Source organism: Bradyrhizobium sp. CCGB20, from assembly GCF_024199855.1.
In the GTDB taxonomy this organism is placed as follows: domain Bacteria; phylum Pseudomonadota; class Alphaproteobacteria; order Rhizobiales; family Xanthobacteraceae; genus Bradyrhizobium.
The window spans coordinates 140,683-157,148 of the sequence record NZ_JANADN010000001.1 but is presented as its reverse complement, the minus strand read 5'-3'; the positions used below and the strand labels follow the sequence as shown (position 1 = coordinate 157,148).

Annotated in this window: 12 protein-coding genes; 6 read left to right on the top strand and 6 right to left on the bottom strand. The window is 61.9% G+C overall.

Annotated elements, in window-relative coordinates; translation table 11 throughout:
* Positions 1-6 precede the first annotated feature (6 nt).
* From NLM15_RS00645 to NLM15_RS00620, 6 genes are all read right to left on the bottom strand, one after another.
* Complete coding sequence (locus tag NLM15_RS00645) at positions 7-1,134, bottom strand: DNA methyltransferase (protein WP_256565566.1); 1,128 nt, start codon at positions 1,132-1,134, stop codon at positions 7-9.
* Positions 1,118-2,356 carry a hypothetical protein gene (locus tag NLM15_RS00640; RefSeq protein ID WP_254114733.1) on the bottom strand — a complete coding sequence of 413 codons (1,239 nt, stop codon included), beginning with the start codon at positions 2,354-2,356 and terminating at the stop codon, positions 1,118-1,120. Before NLM15_RS00640 ends, NLM15_RS00645 begins: the two co-directional genes overlap by 17 nt.
* Before the next feature lie 2 nt (positions 2,357-2,358).
* Positions 2,359-3,402 carry a hypothetical protein gene (locus NLM15_RS00635; RefSeq protein WP_254114732.1) on the bottom strand — a complete coding sequence of 348 codons (1,044 nt, stop codon included), beginning with the start codon at positions 3,400-3,402 and terminating at the stop codon, positions 2,359-2,361.
* Positions 3,402-3,875, bottom strand: a complete 474-nt coding sequence (locus NLM15_RS00630) for a hypothetical protein (RefSeq protein ID WP_254114731.1) — start codon at positions 3,873-3,875, stop codon at positions 3,402-3,404. The genes NLM15_RS00635 and NLM15_RS00630 overlap by 1 nt, the downstream gene beginning before the upstream one ends.
* A 496-nt stretch (positions 3,876-4,371) precedes the next feature.
* Complete coding sequence (locus tag NLM15_RS00625) at positions 4,372-5,643, bottom strand: MFS transporter (protein ID WP_254114730.1); 1,272 nt, start codon at positions 5,641-5,643, stop codon at positions 4,372-4,374.
* A gap of 61 nt (positions 5,644-5,704) precedes the next feature.
* Complete coding sequence (locus NLM15_RS00620) at positions 5,705-9,727, bottom strand: BTAD domain-containing putative transcriptional regulator (protein ID WP_254114729.1); 4,023 nt, start codon at positions 9,725-9,727, stop codon at positions 5,705-5,707.
* A 209-nt stretch (positions 9,728-9,936) separates the two neighbouring features.
* On the opposite strand from NLM15_RS00620, the gene NLM15_RS00615 reads away from it, so the two are divergent.
* The 6 genes from NLM15_RS00615 (at position 9,937) to NLM15_RS00590 (ending at position 16,450) form a co-directional block, all read left to right on the top strand.
* Positions 9,937-11,358, top strand: coding sequence for a hypothetical protein (locus NLM15_RS00615; RefSeq protein WP_254114728.1), 1,422 nt, complete (start codon positions 9,937-9,939; stop codon positions 11,356-11,358).
* A 19-nt stretch (positions 11,359-11,377) separates the two neighbouring features.
* Complete coding sequence (locus NLM15_RS00610) at positions 11,378-11,947, top strand: hypothetical protein (RefSeq protein WP_254114727.1); 570 nt, start codon at positions 11,378-11,380, stop codon at positions 11,945-11,947.
* 713 nt (positions 11,948-12,660) lie between these two features.
* Positions 12,661-13,545 (top strand): hypothetical protein, encoded by an 885-nt coding sequence (locus NLM15_RS00605; protein WP_254114726.1) that lies wholly within the window; start codon positions 12,661-12,663, stop codon positions 13,543-13,545.
* Entirely contained in the window at positions 13,542-14,111 is a 570-nt protein-coding gene (locus NLM15_RS00600; protein ID WP_254114725.1) for a tail fiber domain-containing protein, read from the top strand. Before NLM15_RS00605 ends, NLM15_RS00600 begins: the two co-directional genes overlap by 4 nt.
* Before the next feature lie 285 nt (positions 14,112-14,396).
* Positions 14,397-15,719, top strand: a complete 1,323-nt coding sequence (locus NLM15_RS00595) for a UbiA family prenyltransferase (RefSeq protein WP_254114724.1) — start codon at positions 14,397-14,399, stop codon at positions 15,717-15,719.
* 116 nt (positions 15,720-15,835) lie between these two features.
* Positions 15,836-16,450: a ribonuclease D gene (locus tag NLM15_RS00590; RefSeq protein ID WP_254114723.1), complete on the top strand. Its 615-nt coding sequence runs from the start codon at positions 15,836-15,838 to the stop codon at positions 16,448-16,450.
* The last annotated feature ends 16 nt before the right edge of the window (positions 16,451-16,466 follow it).

Below are 16,466 nucleotides of genomic sequence, written 5' to 3'. Positions count from 1 at the left end.
TGGACCTCATGCGAATATTAGAAGATGTTCCTCTTGAAGGCTTGGTGCCAGCCTTCTTCCAGACGAAATGCGACGAGACCTCTTATAGTGAAGTTTGAAGTTGCACGATTTGAGAACCTTCTCGAAATTTTCCCGCATAGGTGCTCTATCGGTGGATTCGCCAAACACCACCGCGCACGCACGACCGTCCTCCAGGACATCTCGGCATCGAGCAAACACTTGCTTGCAGTCAGAAAGGTACTGTTCAGCGGCAACTAACCTATGGCGCTTGCTCCGGGCGCCAATTTCTCGCTGGCGTAGCGGCTCTATGTCGGTCTCCATCCACTCAAGACTTAATCTTTGCGCCTTGATATAGTCCGCGACGCCGAAATACGGAGGCGAGGTAACAATCAATTGGACCGGGCTGATCTTCTTTGGGTCGATCGCAACCGCAGAATCCCCCTGAATGATCTCCACGTCTTTCAGAGCGCCGGGTTTTCGGCTGGACGAATTCCTAAAATAATCTCTCTCTTCGTAGGCCTTGACGAAGTCATTGAGCGCAGCCTCGAACAGCTCAAATACGTCGCGTTCATTGTTGGTCTTTGGGGCAGTGTTGTCGCAGACGTATCCCCAATGCCGAGTTTCACGACAGGTCGGAAGAAGTATCGCAGAGAACGCAGCCTCCGCTAGCAGCTTTCCGTCTCCCTTCAATGTCGAGAGATAACCACGAATTCGGCGCAGACTGGTGAGGGTTCTAGCAGTGTACCATTTATTGCCTTGGACACTCGAAGGAACGTCATCTCGGGCAGCAGATTGGCGGTAACCAATGATTGTGCGTTCAACTGACTTTCTTACATATCTTGCGTCATGACCAAGCGTTTTTGCGCGAGCCATGAGGACCGCAACGGGATTCAACTCGACGCCGGTGCATAGGCGGTCGAGCCGTTGTGCTTCAACCGCCGTTGTGCCGGAGCCCAGAAAAGGATCAAGAACACGCTCCCCTGGATCGCTAAGTGCGCCGATCAGCACCGATGGAATTTGCGATGGGTAGCGGCATGGATGCCAGTGTAGGCTGGAAAACGCAGACTGACTGCGACTAGAGGCGAAGTCCCAATCGACCTCGTCTAAGTGCTTCAGTCTAGCTCGCAAATCCATCTTTTCTGATCGCATCAACATCAGCTTCGGCGTCCCTTCCCAACCCCTTCATCAGCGCTTTACGGAACGGCTCCCGGTGTCTCGCGCTCTGCTTATCCGTAATGCTCGCAAAGCAATAGAAGACTACGCTCTCCGATGACTCTCCGATGCTCCATGATGATCTAGTCGCCGGGTCCGTGAACGTTAATCGCTTCGAAAATGCTGACTTATCAACAAATACGTAGCCAAAGGGAAGCTTGATTCCAAATTCCTCGCAAGCGATGCGCTCGATCAGTTTGATAGCGTCGTCTCGGGATTTGAATCCGAGGGAAGACAGAGTCCCACGAATGCGCAAAGAGAGAATCTGGGTCGGAAGATCGTTGAAGTGCCGAAGCATGAGCCGTTTGGTTTGAGCGGACCTGGCAAGGAGGTCTAGCAGGTCGCTGTCGCGGCTCGCCCATTTTATATCGGGTACGCTCTCAGCCTCGAAGAGCGCAGCCATCGCCTTGGTCAACACAGCTTGAGCCGCTACTGTGATTTCATCGAAGACGAGCACGTCGTATACTCTCTTCCGAGTGCTCCCCCAAACCTCCACCGATTTGACCAATTTCTCGGAGAGGAGCAGATCGCCATCGAGCGAGACGGATAGTTCACGAGCGAGTTCGAAGAACGGGGCTAAAGGTTCTTGGAAGCCTATCGCCCAGGCCATGCGAGAAACGTTGTCTAAATTGTCGAAGTCCAGGCTGCCAAAGACAAGCTTCGAGGCACGATGCCTTTTTTGGACGATTTGCATTACGAGATCGAAATCAATCTTACTCGCTGAACACAGCCGCTTAAACTTCAATTCCTCGCCCGGTAGAATCTGGAACGCCGTGTTGCCAAGAAAATGGTGTCCAGTCAGCAAGTCAGGGAGTGCTGCCTCATGATTCCATCCACTCCGGTCCTTTAGGTAATATTCGAGAAGGTGGGCAAAGGGCGGCGTTGCAGCATCGTGGATTAAGATTGCGGCTGTAAGCGCCCTTACTTCAACTTGCGTAAGTCCGACGTGAGGGTTCATCAGTGCAAGCCGGAGTACCCCGATCGTATGCGAAAACCGTCGAATCTCCGACAGCGTCGGCAAAGAGGGGGAGGGGGCGTTTAACAGCCGCACGCCCATGAGCCGGCGAACTTCCGGCGCGACAATCAAGCGCTCCAAAAACTTTGGTATTTCGAATGCACCATAAAGCGGATCGTGAATCTGCATGCTTATCGCTCTCTCAGGCCTACAGCCGAAAGTATGGAGCCGAGCACACTCATGAGCCTCGATGGTTTATTGTCATTCTCCTCGATCAAAGCCTTTGATCTCGACAGCGCTATCGCAATCCAAGCTTGGGTCTTGCTTTGAGCCAGCTCTCGCCCATCGAAATATAACCCAACGTCGAGAACGGTCTGCGCAGTCTTCTCTGCAAGGTTCAGAGCGGCGCGGCGACGGGCGATTGTGGCACTGGGACCAGTTGCAAGGAGGATATCGAACGCGGCTGAGGGGGCGTGAAGGTAATCTCGTTTTGACAGTCTACCACCGACGCCGCTGTAATAGTAATCCCACCAATCAAGGGCATCTTGATCGGTCGTTTCGGGAGAAGTGCCGATACGCGCAACCTCCCTCCTGATACTACTACTCAAATCGTCAGGTCGGACACCGAGTGATATCGAACTCAGCATGAACTTCCTCAGCCCAGGATTCTTGGGCAGGGCGCCTTCATAGCGGTTCTGCAATGCTAGCGCGGCCCTTTCGATTTCTGGAGGAGTGCGCAGGTGAGAGCCCGACGAGAGAACGTAGGCAAGGACGGCCAATCCTGTAACAGTTTCATTACCTGTCGCTCCGCGATTAGCAGCGTCTATCTGCCAGCTCACCAACAAACCGTCCTGCACCAGCCTGAGCAGCAGCTCCTTATCCGCTTCGGAGATAAGCGTTGCCAGATCGGGGTGCTGACATATCCTGAGCGCCATCAGGAAAAATGCCCGTCTCGCGGTCAGAGCGAAATTTCTTGAACCATCACCTGGCGTATCTCTTGCTTGCCACAGCTCTTCCAACCAGCGAACGCAGGAGGGCGGAATTCGGTTAGGGCCATAAGCTAGCGCTACGCAAATGATGCCCGCGCTGGTTCCGTAAAGCCCAACTTGATTGCTGGACGATGGACCTACAAATTGGCCCCAACCTGCTCGTTCAGAATCGATAGTCCGCAGACTGTTGAGGAAGCCATCCGCCAGCTTCTTCAATGCGCTATCAATCTTTGCCGGGGTCAGCATCAAATCCCACCAAGAGTCGATCTCAATCGACGCGCCATCGACTCCGCCTGAACTCGTTCCGGCCGCGCCTTCCAATCAGCCATGTGAGCATTTCCCGTCTGCCACCCAACCAGATACCGTGCAAGTTGGCGGGGTACGTGAAGAGGCCCGGCGAAAATGTTGAATCGATCCGGGCGCGGGGAGACGAGAAGGTATTCTTCCAGTTCTGCGGCGTGTTTCAGAGAGCTATCAAGATCGTCGAACGACTGGACGGATGAGAAATAAGATGTGGCTTGATTGGAAATGTCTTCCGCGCCGGGAAAGACGAGAAAGTGCGCGTGAAAGCAGTGCGTGTCGTGCTCGTAGTCGTCGCAGACTGCCATTCTTCCATGTTCAGTGATCACGCATGATCCGTGCCGCCTCTCAAGCTCATTGCGAATCGCGGTTACAAAATCATGCCGCTCCTTCCATAGCGTTTGTGGCACGTCTGCCATGGACTTCGAATGAGCTTTGGATGCAATTAGTGAATAGTCCTGTACGAGCGGACCGAGTCCAACAAGGGCGACGAAATTATCGGATTCCGAATATGTAAGGTCAGTTGGAGTATTACAAAGAAAGCAAGGAGCGGCGTTTTCCAAGCGTACCATTGGGATATGAAAGGTTTGAAGGCCCGGCTGCTAAACTGCTGATTGTAGACCCCTGTTTAGCCACATTCGGGGTTCCTATCAAAGTAATTACCGTCCTGCCTTCTACAGCCCGCCCGACAAGATTCGGGCCCTGTCTGATGCTGTGTAACAATGCTGAGTGGCAGCTTGAATTAATCAAATTATATCAATATGATACGGTTCTGCCTATGCAATCCTTTCCTGGGCACCATTTTGCGGGGTTTGGACCCGAAATAGAGCTATCTCCAAGCGGTAGGGATGGCAGGGCGATGAGCCCCAAGTCGTCGTGGCCGTCGTCCAGATGGGACGGATCGGTTACCTCCCCTCACACCACGCTTCTCCCTGCCCGCTCAGCCACCTGCCTCTGCACAAAATACATCGCCACCAGCGCGACCATCGCCGACGCGACGACGACGTAGCCGATCCGGTCGAAATGGAGCAGCGAGCCGTCGGGCGCTTGCGCGACGATCGCGGCGGCGGCCACTGAGCCGAGCCCCCCGGAGAGCTGCTGGAGCGAGGCGCTGATCGCGCTGAACGAGCCGCGCTGGCTCTGGTCGGGGATCGCCGACATCAGGGCCTGCGACGGGATCATGCGCGAGAAAATGCCGACGAACATCAGCACGTTGACGAGGATCGCGGTCGTCAGCGAGACGTGGCCGAGATGGGTGTAGATCAGCACCATGATGACAGACACCACGCTGCCGAACACGAAGGTCGGATATTTGCCGAACGCATCGCTGGCCCGGCCGACCAGCGGTCCCGTGACGATGCTGAACAGGCCGGAGACCAGATAGATCGTCGGCAGGTGCAAAATGTCGATGCCGAGATTATGCACGGTGAATGCGCTGGAGAACGGCATCAGCATGTAGCCGCCCGTCGCCAGCAGCGTCGTGACGGCGAAGGCCAGCGTGTAGCGCGGCTCTCCGATCGTCGCGATCAGATGGCGGAACGGATTTCTGTCCTGCTTCAGCTTCAGATGCGCGTCGACCGGCTCCATGGCGAACACGATGATGGCGATCGCGGCGATCGACAGGCCGACGATCGCGATGAAGCAGACATGCCAGTTCCAGTGATTGGCGAGAAACAGCCCGGCAGGAATGCCGAGCACCTGGCTCGCGGCGAACGCCGTCTGCACGAAGCCCATCACCCGGCCGCGCAGGTGCAGCGCGAACAAATCGGTGATGATGGCGAGCACGACCGAGCCGATCACGCCGCCGAACAATCCGGTCACGATCCGGCCGAGCAGCAGCACATGGTACGTCTGCGCGGCGGCGCAGAGCGCGGTTCCGAGCGTGAAGCCGACATAGAAGAACAGCAGCAGGCGCTTGCGGTCGAAGCGGTCGGCAAAGCCGGCGGCCAGAATGCCCGAAATGCCCGCGCTGAACGCGTAGGCCGAGACCGCGACGCCGAATTGCCCGGCCGTGATGTCGAGTGCGGGCATCAGGATGGCGCCGAGCGGCGACATGATGATGAAGTCGAGGATGATCGTGAACTGCGTGAACGCGAGCAGCGCGATGAGGAGCGCCTGATAGCGCGAAAAGCCGCGCGGGCGGTCCGATTGATCGTCGATAGGCGCGGCGAGCGTCTGGTCGGTCATGGGGCTCGATTCATGGCGAGTGGAGGAGGAGACTGGCAGATAGGGTGGGCCGGGGCGAATTTCATGGGCCGCAGGCCGCTCGTTCCCCCGGAACATGAAGCTCACGCCGGGTTGTAGGATCCATGCACAGGGAGTCCGGTAGTCCGCTCAATTCCGCTTCGGCCTGTGCCAGCCAGAACCGCATCTCCATCTCGCGGTACATCGTCGCCGCGGCAACAAGCTCGTGGCGAGCCTGGTCCGGGCGTCCCGCGTTCAGGTACAATTTTCCGAGGCCGTGACGGCAGCGCGCAGCGAGCGGGCGGAGGTCGAGTTCATCGGCCAGCGCGAGCGCGGCTCTGTAGTGACCTTCGGCCTGGTCCGGGGAGCTGTCGCCGCTGGAAGCCTCGCCCAGAAGGCGCAGGGCGGCCGCCTCGCCGCTCCTCTGGCCATTTTCACGGGCCAGCGTCAGCGCCCGTCCGGCAGCCCTGAGAGCATCCGCCTGCCGGCCCGCGAACAGGTATGCTTCGCCCAAAGGCGACAGGAACAGCGCCTGAGCAAATCGATGCCCCATCTTCTCGAAGACCCTCAGCGCCTGCTCCATCAGCGGCAGGCCTTCGGCCGTTCGCCCCAGCAGGGCATAGGCGTGGCCAAGGCTGCCGGAATTGCCTGCGACGAGGAACGGCAGGTTCCACTCGCGCGCCACCGCCAGTCCACGCTCCAGCACCACGACTGCGCGGTTCAGCTCTCCCCGGGACGCCAGCAGATCGGCAAAACACCAGCTGACGATGCCGAGGCTATAGGGGTGATCGACCGCCTCGGCGAGGCGTATGCCTTCCTCGCCGTGAGCGATCCCGCGCGCGAACTTGCCCTGGTCGGCATAGATGCGAGCGAGAAAACCGTGGGCGGTCACCGCCGGAAATCCGGCGAGGGAAAATTGCTGGAGGCTTGCGTCGCCGTCGAGCAGTTCCAGCACGTTGAGATAATGAGATTCCGACTCGCCGTAGTGCAGCGTCGAGAAGCAGGCGAGCCCGAGAAACAGCGATGCCGAGATGCGGAGCGAAAGCTCGCCGAGCTGCTCTGCGAGACGATGGGCGTCCCGCCCGAACTTGACGGCGTCCTGTGGATGGCCGCTCAGGCTGAGGGTCTGGCACATGTGAACGGACGCGAGGCAGAGCCGTCCGGGATCGTCGAGATGTCTGGCCAGCGCTTCGGCCTCGCGAAGATAGCCGACGATGCGCGCGAACTGGCCGAGTGGAAACAGCGAGGTCTTCAGGTCGAACCTGAGATCGATCGCCTGCTCCATTGTGTCCCGGGTCTGCGGCAGCGTCGCGAGACAGCGCAGCCCCCGTTCGAAGAAACTGGCCGCTTCGCGGTTGGCCCATCGCGCATGTGCGAGTCGCCCCGCCTTGATCCAGTGGTCGGTCGCCTCGCGGGCACGCCCGGCCTCGGTGAAATGAAGGGCAACGATCTCGGGTTGGGTTTCGGCCAGTGCCGGGAAGCTTTCGATGAGTGTGTTCGCGATATCCGCATGCAATTGCTGCCTGCGGCTCCTCAGCATCGCGACATAGGCGGCATCCTGGACCAGCGCGTGCTTGAACGTGTAGCTCGCCTGCGGCGGCGAGCCGCGACGGCTGACGAGGCCGGAGGCCGTCAGCCGTTCAAGCGCGGCGTCCAGATCGACAGGGGGCAGCGCGGATATTGCAGCGATCAGCTCGTAGGAGAACTCCCGCCCGATCGAAGCGCCGATCGAAGCCACGTCCTTCACCGCGCCGAGCAGATCGAGGCGAGCGGCCAGTGAGGCCTGTAACGTCGCCGGAATGGCGAGCGACCGCCGCGATCCCTCCGGCCCTTCGCTGTCGGATGCCTCGCGCAACAGCTCCTGCTCAATCAGCGTGCGGGTCAACTCCTCGACGAACAGCGGGATGCCGTCGGCGCGCGACAATATCTGCTCGACGACGGGCTCGGGCAGAGGCTTGCCTCCCGCGACGTCATCAATGATGCCGGCGCTGTCGCTGCGGCCAAGGCGGCCGAGGGGCAGCAGCGTCACATGTGGCTGGCCGATCCAGGAAGGCTGGAATTCCGGCCTGATGGTGATGAGCAACAGCAACGGCAGATTTGCGGCGCGAGCCGCGATCGCGTCGAGCAGGTCGAGCGATGTCGGGTCGATCCAGTGCGCGTCCTCGATCACGATCAGCCCCGGTGTCTGCACCGTTCCGGCTGAAAGCTGGTTGAGCAGCGCATTGAGGGTCATCTCCCGCTTCTCCTGCGGGGAGATCGCGAGGGCCGGATAGCGTCCGTCCGAGGGCACGCCGAGAAGCTCGGCGATCAGCATGACATCGCGGGTCAGATTCTTCGTTGCGGGCGCGAGCAGGGCTTCCAGCCTGTCTATCCGTGCGCCGGCGCTGCTGCCGGGTTCGAAATTGGCAGCCCGTTCAAGCTGAATGATGAGCGGGTAGAGCGGGCTGTGCGCATGATGCGGAGAGCAATAATAGCGCAAGCGGCTGTGTTGCTCGTCCTCGAGCCTCGTCAACACGCTCTCGACGATGCGCGACTTGCCGATGCCGGGCTCGCCCGAGATCAGCACCACGCGGCCCGCACCGGACTTCGCCTGATCCCAGCGGCGCAGCAGCAGCTCGATCTCTTCCTGGCGACCGACGAGCGCGGACAGTGAATCGGCGCGCCGCGCATCGAAACGGCTGACGCCCACGGCCTCGCCGAGCACTTGCCACGCGGGCACCGGCTCTCGCAGTCCCTTGACCTCGATATCCGGAAGCGCGCGCGTGTCGAACAATTGCCCAAGCAGCCGCCGCGTGCCGGCTGCGATCGCGACCTCGCCCGGTCCGGCAACGCCCTGCAACCGCGTTGCGAGGTTCGGCGTCTCGCCGATCGCAACGTGCTGCCTGAGATCGCCGGGCCCGGGCTTCTCGCCGATCACGACGAGGCCGGTTGCGATCCCGACGCTCGCCCGCGGTGCCGTGCCGGCCGGTGCGTTCAGAATGCGAACCGCGTCGACGATCGCGAGGCCGGCGCGCACGGCGTGTTCGGCATCGTGCTCGCGCGCCATGGGATAACCGAAATAGATCAGGACACCGTTGCCCTGGTGCTGGGCGACGAAGCCATGGAATTGCACTGCGATCCGGGCCGCGACCTGATGAAAGGCGACGATCTGGTCGTGGACGTCCTCTGGGTCGCGCTCCGCAGACAGAGGCATCGCGCCGATCAGATGGCAGGCCATGATCGTCAACTGGCGCTGCTGGCGGCCGCCCGGGCGAAGCGATTCCGAAGGCGGAGCATCGTCGTCGCGTTCCGCGACGGCTGCGGCTTCGGTCTCCCGCACCCGAACGCCATCCAGGGGCTCGTTCGTCCGCGCGGCACCGGATGGTCTGGCGTTGCGGAGTTCCGCGACGAGCGACTGGGTGACCGCATCGGGCTCCGTGTTCAGCTCGCGCTTGAGCAGCGCGACGAGATCCTGATAGCGCTTGAGCGCCTCGGCCCTGCGTCCAGTGGCGGTGAGTGCCTGGATGACCAGCCGATGCGCATCCTCGCGCAAGGCATTCACGGCAATGGCCCGGTTGGCCGTCCTGAGCGCGGATTCCGCATGTCCGGACCGCAGCGCGTGCTGGCCGTGCCGGACCATGGAATCGACTGCCAGGCCGTCCAGCCGTTCCCGTTCCTGGTCGCGCCATTCCGACCATGCGTCTTCTTCGATGTTCAGATCCGTCAGCAGCGGATTGCGGTAGAGATCGGCGGCCGCGGCGAGCGACGCACGGCTGCCCTCGACGATCAGTGTCTCGAAGCGGACCGCATCGCAATCGATCACGCCGGGCGCGAGCCAGACGTCATTGTCGTCGCTGCAAATGGAGTCCTGCCCGAGAATCCGCCGTAACCGTACGAGGCTCTGGCGCAGATTCTGCCGCGCCTGGGTCTCGAAATGCGAGCCCCACAGCAGGTTCGCGAGCTTTTCGCGCGGTTGGCGGCGCGGCGCAGTGCAAGCCAGATAGGCCAGCAATCCCGCAAGCTTCCGGCCCGGCAACGAAACCACGCCGTCATTTGTCGTCAGTTCAAAACGTCCGAACAGCGAAAGACCAAATCTCGGAAGCGGCACGCAGTCTCTCATTCCAGTGGCAACCGGGCACGGCGATCGTGGCCTCGGAAACACACCTAACACGCTTTGACGCACTTTGAATGCCGCGCAAAGCAGGAGTCACGCTGCTGTCACGCCGGACTGACGCCGGCATTGACGGCGGTCGGCCTACAAATCCCCGTGGCGCATGCTCCCCAATGGCGGATTGGGAAGATGGTGGGGACGAAAATATGAATATTTCAGTCGTATTCCGGATGCGAGCAGCCGCTTTCCTTGCAACCGCGCTCATTGCCGCGATCGTGATCTGCGCCGGCGCGCCGCAAGCCCGGGCTCAATTTGTCTGCGTCGATACCGGCGCCTCCGCCCAAGGTGCGACGGCAACCGGGTCAGGCGGCAATTTCGCCTGCGGGACCAATGCAAACGCCACCGGCACAGGCGGTAACAACACGGCCATCGGGTTCGGAGCAAACGCCAACGGCAACGTCAGTGGCAACATCGCCGTCGGCCTCGCCAACGCCAGTGGCAATGGCAGCGTCAATACCGCGGTCGGGGACAACGCCAACGCCAGCGGCAACAGCAGCGTCAACACTGCGACCGGGGAAGCGCTCGCCAACGGCAACAACAGCTCCAACACCGCGAGCGGATTTGACGCCATTGCCAGCGGTGATGGCAGCAAAAATACTGCGACCGGGTCCGGCGCTCACGCGACGGGCGACAACAGCGCCAATTCCGCATTGGGTGCCGGGGCCGTTGCAAACGGCAACGCCAGCAACAACATTGCGTCCGGGACCAACGCCAACGCCAGCGGCAATATCAGCTCCAACGTCGCGACCGGCTTGAACGCCAACGCGAGTGGCGCCGGAAGCCGAAACGTCGCGACCGGCGACGGCGCCAACGCCAGTGGCGCGAGCAGCTTCAACGCGGCGAGCGGCTATCTCTCCAATGCGAGCGGCGCCAATTCGGGAAATGTCGCAACCGGAGCAGGCGCTCTGGCTAACGGCACCGGTAGCGCCAACGTCGCGGTGGGCCTCAACGCCAACGCCAGCGGAAACGGCGTCGCCAATACCGCGGTGGGCAATGGCTCCAACGCCACGGGCGCGAATTCGTCGGCCTTCGGCAATGGCGCGTCGGCGACTTTCGCGAACTCCACCGCGATCGGCAACGGCGCCACCGCGACGCGCGCCAATCAGCAGGTCTACGGCACCGCCACCAATACCTACACGATGACCGGCATCGCCTCGGCGGCGAGCACGGCCGCGCAGTCAGGACCGACGCAACTCGTCACCACGGATGCCGCCGGCAATCTCGCCTCGACGTCGCTGGCCGCGCTCGGGCTTGCCAGCTCCGGCGACATCGCCGGAATCAACAATCGGCTCGCAGGCATCAATGCGCACCTCTCCGAACTCGACGGCAGGACCAGCAAGGCGATCAACGGTGTTGCGATGGCTTTTGCGATGTCCGGTTCGCCGTGGCTAATGCCGTCCGAGAAGATCGCGGTCACCGCGAACTGGGGCACGTTCCAGAACACCAATGCGCTCTCTATGAGCGCCGCGCTCCGCGTCAGCGAGCATGTGCAGGCCAGCGGCGGCCTGACCTATGGCACGAACGGCGGCGGATTGGGCGGACGTGTCGGAATGCGCGTCGGCTGGTGAAAGCGGGCGCGGCCAGTCCATGCAATTGATTGCGCGTGCCCTGATTGCGCTGGCGCTGCTGCTGTCGTGCAGCAACGGCCGGGCGGAAGCTCAACAGAAAACGCTTGCGCCTGCGGCCACGCCCGCGCAGCCGTCGCTGCCTGTCACGCTGGAGCAGGCGCTCTATCTGATCCGTTCGACGCTGCTTACGCTCAATGATGCCAACCGCACCGGCAATTACACCGTGCTGCGCGATCTCGCCGCGCCCGATTTCCAGGCGCGCAATACCGCCGCCGATCTCGGGCTGAATTTTCTCGACCTGCGGCGTCGCAATTTCGATCTGTACGGCGCGGCATTGCTGCCGCCGCAATTCACCGAAGCGCCATCGCTCGACCAGCGCGGAATGCTGCGCCTTGCCGGTTACATTCCGACCCAGCCGCAGCAGATCAAGTTCGATCTTGTGTTTCAGATCGCCGCCGGACAATGGCGTCTGTTCGGGATCGCGATCGCCACGCCGGAAGCACCCGCGCCGCCGCAGGCTCAGGCTCAAGCCCAGACTCAAGCGTCTCCCGTCAAGCCGGCGGCACCTCTGCAAAAGAAATCACAATGAGGCGCTCTGCCAACAGATTCTCAGCCGCGACCGTCATCGGCTGGAATTTTTCACTGCTCCCGGACGGATTATGAAGAGGAACAAGTTCATGATGTATCGAATGATGATCGCCGCGGCGTTGTTCGCAGCGGTCAGCGCCGCCCCGGTCATGGCTTACACGAGATCTCCGTCGCTGAGCGACGCGTCCGTACGGAAGAACATCCCGCCGCCGCCGAAGCCCACTCCGGCGCCCCCCAAGCCGCCAGCCCCCACGTCCGGGAAGAAGCCGTAGCCGCGGCTTTATTGCGAGTCCGAGCGCGAGGTCGCCGTGCATCCGGCGATCTCGTTGCCGCCAGGCTTCTCCAACTGCATGTCCTGTCAGCCCATCATGCGCGCACGCCTCTGCGATTTCGTTCGAGACGGATGGAAGCGCGCGTGTGTCGTCATGGCCTGCTGTACGGTTTCCTCGCTTGCGAATGCCGCCGAGCCGAACTGGTCGCTGAGCGCCGATCAGGATTTGCGATATGCGAGCTGGAGCGGCACGCGGGGTTTCCCTGCCAGCGGCTCGACGGCGGCCGGCGCCGGGACGCAGGTCTATGCACCCCTGACGATCCAGGCGAGCGGGCAGCCGCTCGAAAACGTCAAAGTCGATCTGCTCGGCAGGGGCGGCTATGTGTGGTCACGGCAATCCACGCCCGGGTTGACCGGCAGCATCACGACCGCGAACCGATACGGTGGTCTCGGGGACAGCAACCTATCTCGGCATTCCCGGAATTCAGCCGTTCGTCTCCATGAACGTCAACCTTCCCTCGGGGACGACGGCTCTCTATGGCAGCGCGGCGAATGCGCGAATGGATCAGGACATCGTCGACCTCGCAACATTCGGCGAAGGGTTGAACATAGGGCCGACGGTCGGCGTCAACCTGCCCATCGGCGAACAGCTCATCCTGACGTTCAGTTCCGGCTATACCTGGCGCGGCGCATATCGCATGGAAGCGCTGCTCGATCCCGCAAGCACGGAGCCGCAGGCAACCACATTGGTGGGGCCGGGACGGGTCGCGACGCAGAGTGCGTCGCTCGGCTACCAGCTGGCAAACCTGACGCTGCTGGCTTCAGCGTCCTACGCCCACGAAACTGCAACCTATCTGGATCATATCTCATCTTATGCGCTTGGCGACCGCTACACGCTGTCAGGTACGGTCGGATACGCATGGACGACATCGTCGAGCACGACATTCACGGCGTCGTGGACCAACGCGGAGAAGAACAGGGTGTTGGATCCGGACCTGTTGAAGATTGTTCCCGAGTCGTTTCGGTCCAACAGCGCCGTTTATCGGTATCGCCTCGAGCAACCCGTCGTGAGCGGCAACTGGACCGTCGCACCGATGGTGAACTACATGCGGCGCGATCAAAACTCCTACAATCCGGTCACGCAGCAATTCATTCCGGCAAAGACCCGCATCGGAGCCGGAGGTTCTGCGCAGTATTCACTACGCGAAGGCTTGTCCTTGAAAGCGAGTGTAGAGCACTTCTGGATCAATGAGAATCCGACCGAGCTGACACCGAACCTTCGCGTTCGCGGCTGGATCGCGATACTTGGCGGGAGCATGAAATTTTGACGCGCATCATCACCGGGTTGAGCGGCTTTGCTCTTGTCACGGCATTCGTCGCCGGCTTGTCGACTTTCGATCAGGCGCACGCAAGATGCCCAGAGGGCAGGACTGCAGGTGGTGGATGCGTCAACGGCGGCCTCGCCAGGTCGATGCGCCAGCGAGCGATCATCTTCTCGCAGCCCAAACTGTCCTATACCGGCGCGCCGGTCTCGCAGAGCCGCGGCGACAGCCAGGACACGAACACCCCCAGGTTGATCGAGCGGTCCTACAACAAATACGGACCGCCTCCGCCCCAGCCCGTGCCGGCGGTGGTTCCGACCCTGCCGCCAACGCCTCCACCGCCTGTCACGTCCGACAGACGGCTCAAGCGCGACATCTTGCGCCTTGGATGTCTCGACAACGGCATTTGCCTCTACCGTTTTCGCTATCTCTGGGACGACACGTTCTATGTCGGTGTGATGGCCCAGGAGGTCGAGCGGATCTTGCCCAATGCCGTGGTGCACGGTCCCGACGGCTATCTTCGGGTCCGTTACGACCTGCTCGGACCGCAGTTCCGCAGCTGGGGCGGTTGAGAAACCACCAGGCCTGGCTGACCAGGATGATCGTGTGAGTCATGTCCACCGGCTGATAGGCCAGCACTGTTTCGCCGACACCGTCGCTTGTGAGCGTCAACTCCGGTGGAGTTATGTTAACCATAACATAACACGATGCCGGCGGAATGACGGGTCGGCGAACCGGGTTGGCGGCAGTCTCCGGTTAAGCCAGCCTTAGCGAATGCCCCCTACGCTCGCGGCCGTCCATTTCCCTGCTCCCCGGCCATGCGCCGGTCAGTTTGCGGCAAGTCAGAGCGTTTTCGGATGGAGCAGCCTGCCTGGCAGTATGATTCTGGCGCGCCTGAGCCGTCGGCAACGACGGCGGCCGCGCGGACGCTCGTCATCGATCTCGAAGGCGCCCTGCTGCGGTCCGAGCTCTTGATGGAAGCGCTGTTCTCCAGCCCCGCCCGCCTGCTGGCGCGCTTCGGTGCGGGCGGACGGCCGGGGATGGCGGCGCTGACGGATGTCCTCGCGCAGGCCGAAATCAATTACGCCCTTCTGCCCTATGACTCCGATGTGCTGAACCAGGCGCTGGCGGCGCGGGCGCGCGGCGCAAGGATCTATCTGGTCGCCGGCCGCCTTCCCGGTCATGCGGCGGGCATCGCCGCGCATCTCGGTTTCGATGGCGTCGTCACGCCGGCCGATCTCGCTGCGGGCGAGCTTCCATTCGATCGCGGCGCGGTCGATCGCATCGAGAACGGCAGCAGTCGCAATCCCGGTGTGAAGACCTGGGCGAAGGCACTGCGGGTCTATCAATACGCCAAGAACACGCTGGTGTTCGTGCCTGCAATCACCGCGCATCAGATGAACCTTCCGACGCTCGGCTATGCGCTGCTGGCGTTCATGGCGTTCTCGGCCTGCGCGTCGGGCGCCTATCTGATGAACGACCTGCTCGATCTTGCCGCCGACCGGCAGCATCCGACCAAGCGCCATCGGGCGCTTGCGGCCGGCGATCTGCCGATCTCGTCGGCGCTGCTTGCGATTCCCGCGCTGTGGCTGTTCGCGGTTGCTGCCAGCCTCTGCATCTCGCCGCTGTTCCTCGGCGTGCTCGGTGGCTATCTCGCCACCACGATCGCCTATTCGCTCGTGCTCAAGCGCAAGATGCTGGTCGACGTCGTCACGCTCGCCGGCCTTTACACGCTGCGCATCGTCGCCGGCGCGGTCGGTGTCGGTGTGGTGCTGTCGGAATGGCTGCTGATCTTCTCGCTGTTCGTGTTCACCTCGCTGGCGCTGATCAAGCGCTTCAGCGAGCTCAGCATGCGCGAGAGCGCCGGCCTCGCCGATCCCTCCAACCGCGATTACAAGATCACCGACCTGCACATCATCAGCGCGATGGCGGCGGCGAGCGCCATGAACGCGGTGACCGTGTTCTCGCTCTATGTGTCATCGTCCGCGGTGACGCCGCTCTACAGCCGGCCCTGGATGCTGTGGCTGCTCAACCCGCTGCTGCTCTACTGGTTCGGCCGCGCCCTGATGATGGCGCATCGCCGCGAGATGCCCGACGATCCGATTCTCTACACGTTTCGCGACGGCGCCAGCCGCATGACGGTGGCGGCGATGATCTGCATCATGCTGGCCGCGATCTGACCGGGCTTGGCAGGAACCGCCGGCGCTTGCGCGGCCCGCCGCCAGTGGCTACATCGCAGGCCATCCGACTAGCTTATGATGCCGACAGACCAATTCGACCGAGGTTTTGAAACGCCATGACCGTACGCCTGCATCGCGGTGACCTGCCCGACCTGTCCCGCTACACCACAGCGGTGGCGATCGATACCGAGACCATGGGGCTGAACCCGCATCGCGACCGGCTCTGCGTGGTGCAGCTCTCGCCCGGCGACGGCAGCGCCGACGTGGTGCAGATCCCCAAGGGCCACACCGACGCGCCGAACCTGAAGGCCCTGCTGGCCAATCCCGCGATCACGAAGATCTTCCATTTCGCGCGGTTCGACGTCGCGGTGCTGTACCAGACCTTCGGCGTCATGACCGGGCCGATTTATTGCACCAAGATTGCCTCGCGCCTGACCCGCACCTACACCGACCGCCATGGCCTCAAGGACCTCGTGCGCGAGGTGCTCAATGTCGACCTCTCCAAGCAGCAGCAATCCAGCGATTGGGGTTCCGACAGCCTGACCGAGCCGCAGCTGGCCTACGCCGCCTCCGACGTGCTGCACCTTCATGCCCTGCGCGAGCGGCTCGACGCCATGCTGGTGCGGGAGGGCCGCACCGCGCTGGCAAAGGCCTGTTTCGACTTCCTGCCGACCCGCGCTTTGCTCGACCTCCAAGGCTGGCAGGAAGAGGACATTTTCGCGCATTCCTGAAGCGCCCAGCGGCCGT

Excerpts from the sequence above, each read along its gene's own strand:
- NLM15_RS00645 (WP_256565566.1), bottom strand. The coding sequence starts at position 1,134 with ATGGATTTGCGAGCTAGACTGAAGCACTTAGACGAGGTCGATTGGGAC.
- NLM15_RS00640 (WP_254114733.1), bottom strand. The coding sequence starts at position 2,356 with ATGCAGATTCACGATCCGCTTTATGGTGCATTCGAAATACCAAAGTTT.
- NLM15_RS00635 (WP_254114732.1), bottom strand. The coding sequence starts at position 3,402 with ATGCTGACCCCGGCAAAGATTGATAGCGCATTGAAGAAGCTGGCGGAT.
- NLM15_RS00630 (WP_254114731.1), bottom strand. The coding sequence starts at position 3,875 with ATGGCAGACGTGCCACAAACGCTATGGAAGGAGCGGCATGATTTTGTA.
- NLM15_RS00625 (WP_254114730.1), bottom strand. The coding sequence starts at position 5,643 with ATGACCGACCAGACGCTCGCCGCGCCTATCGACGATCAATCGGACCGC.
- NLM15_RS00615 (WP_254114728.1), top strand. The coding sequence starts at position 9,937 with ATGAATATTTCAGTCGTATTCCGGATGCGAGCAGCCGCTTTCCTTGCA.
- NLM15_RS00610 (WP_254114727.1), top strand. The coding sequence starts at position 11,378 with ATGCAATTGATTGCGCGTGCCCTGATTGCGCTGGCGCTGCTGCTGTCG.
- NLM15_RS00595 (WP_254114724.1), top strand. The coding sequence starts at position 14,397 with ATGGAGCAGCCTGCCTGGCAGTATGATTCTGGCGCGCCTGAGCCGTCG.
- NLM15_RS00590 (WP_254114723.1), top strand. The coding sequence starts at position 15,836 with ATGACCGTACGCCTGCATCGCGGTGACCTGCCCGACCTGTCCCGCTAC.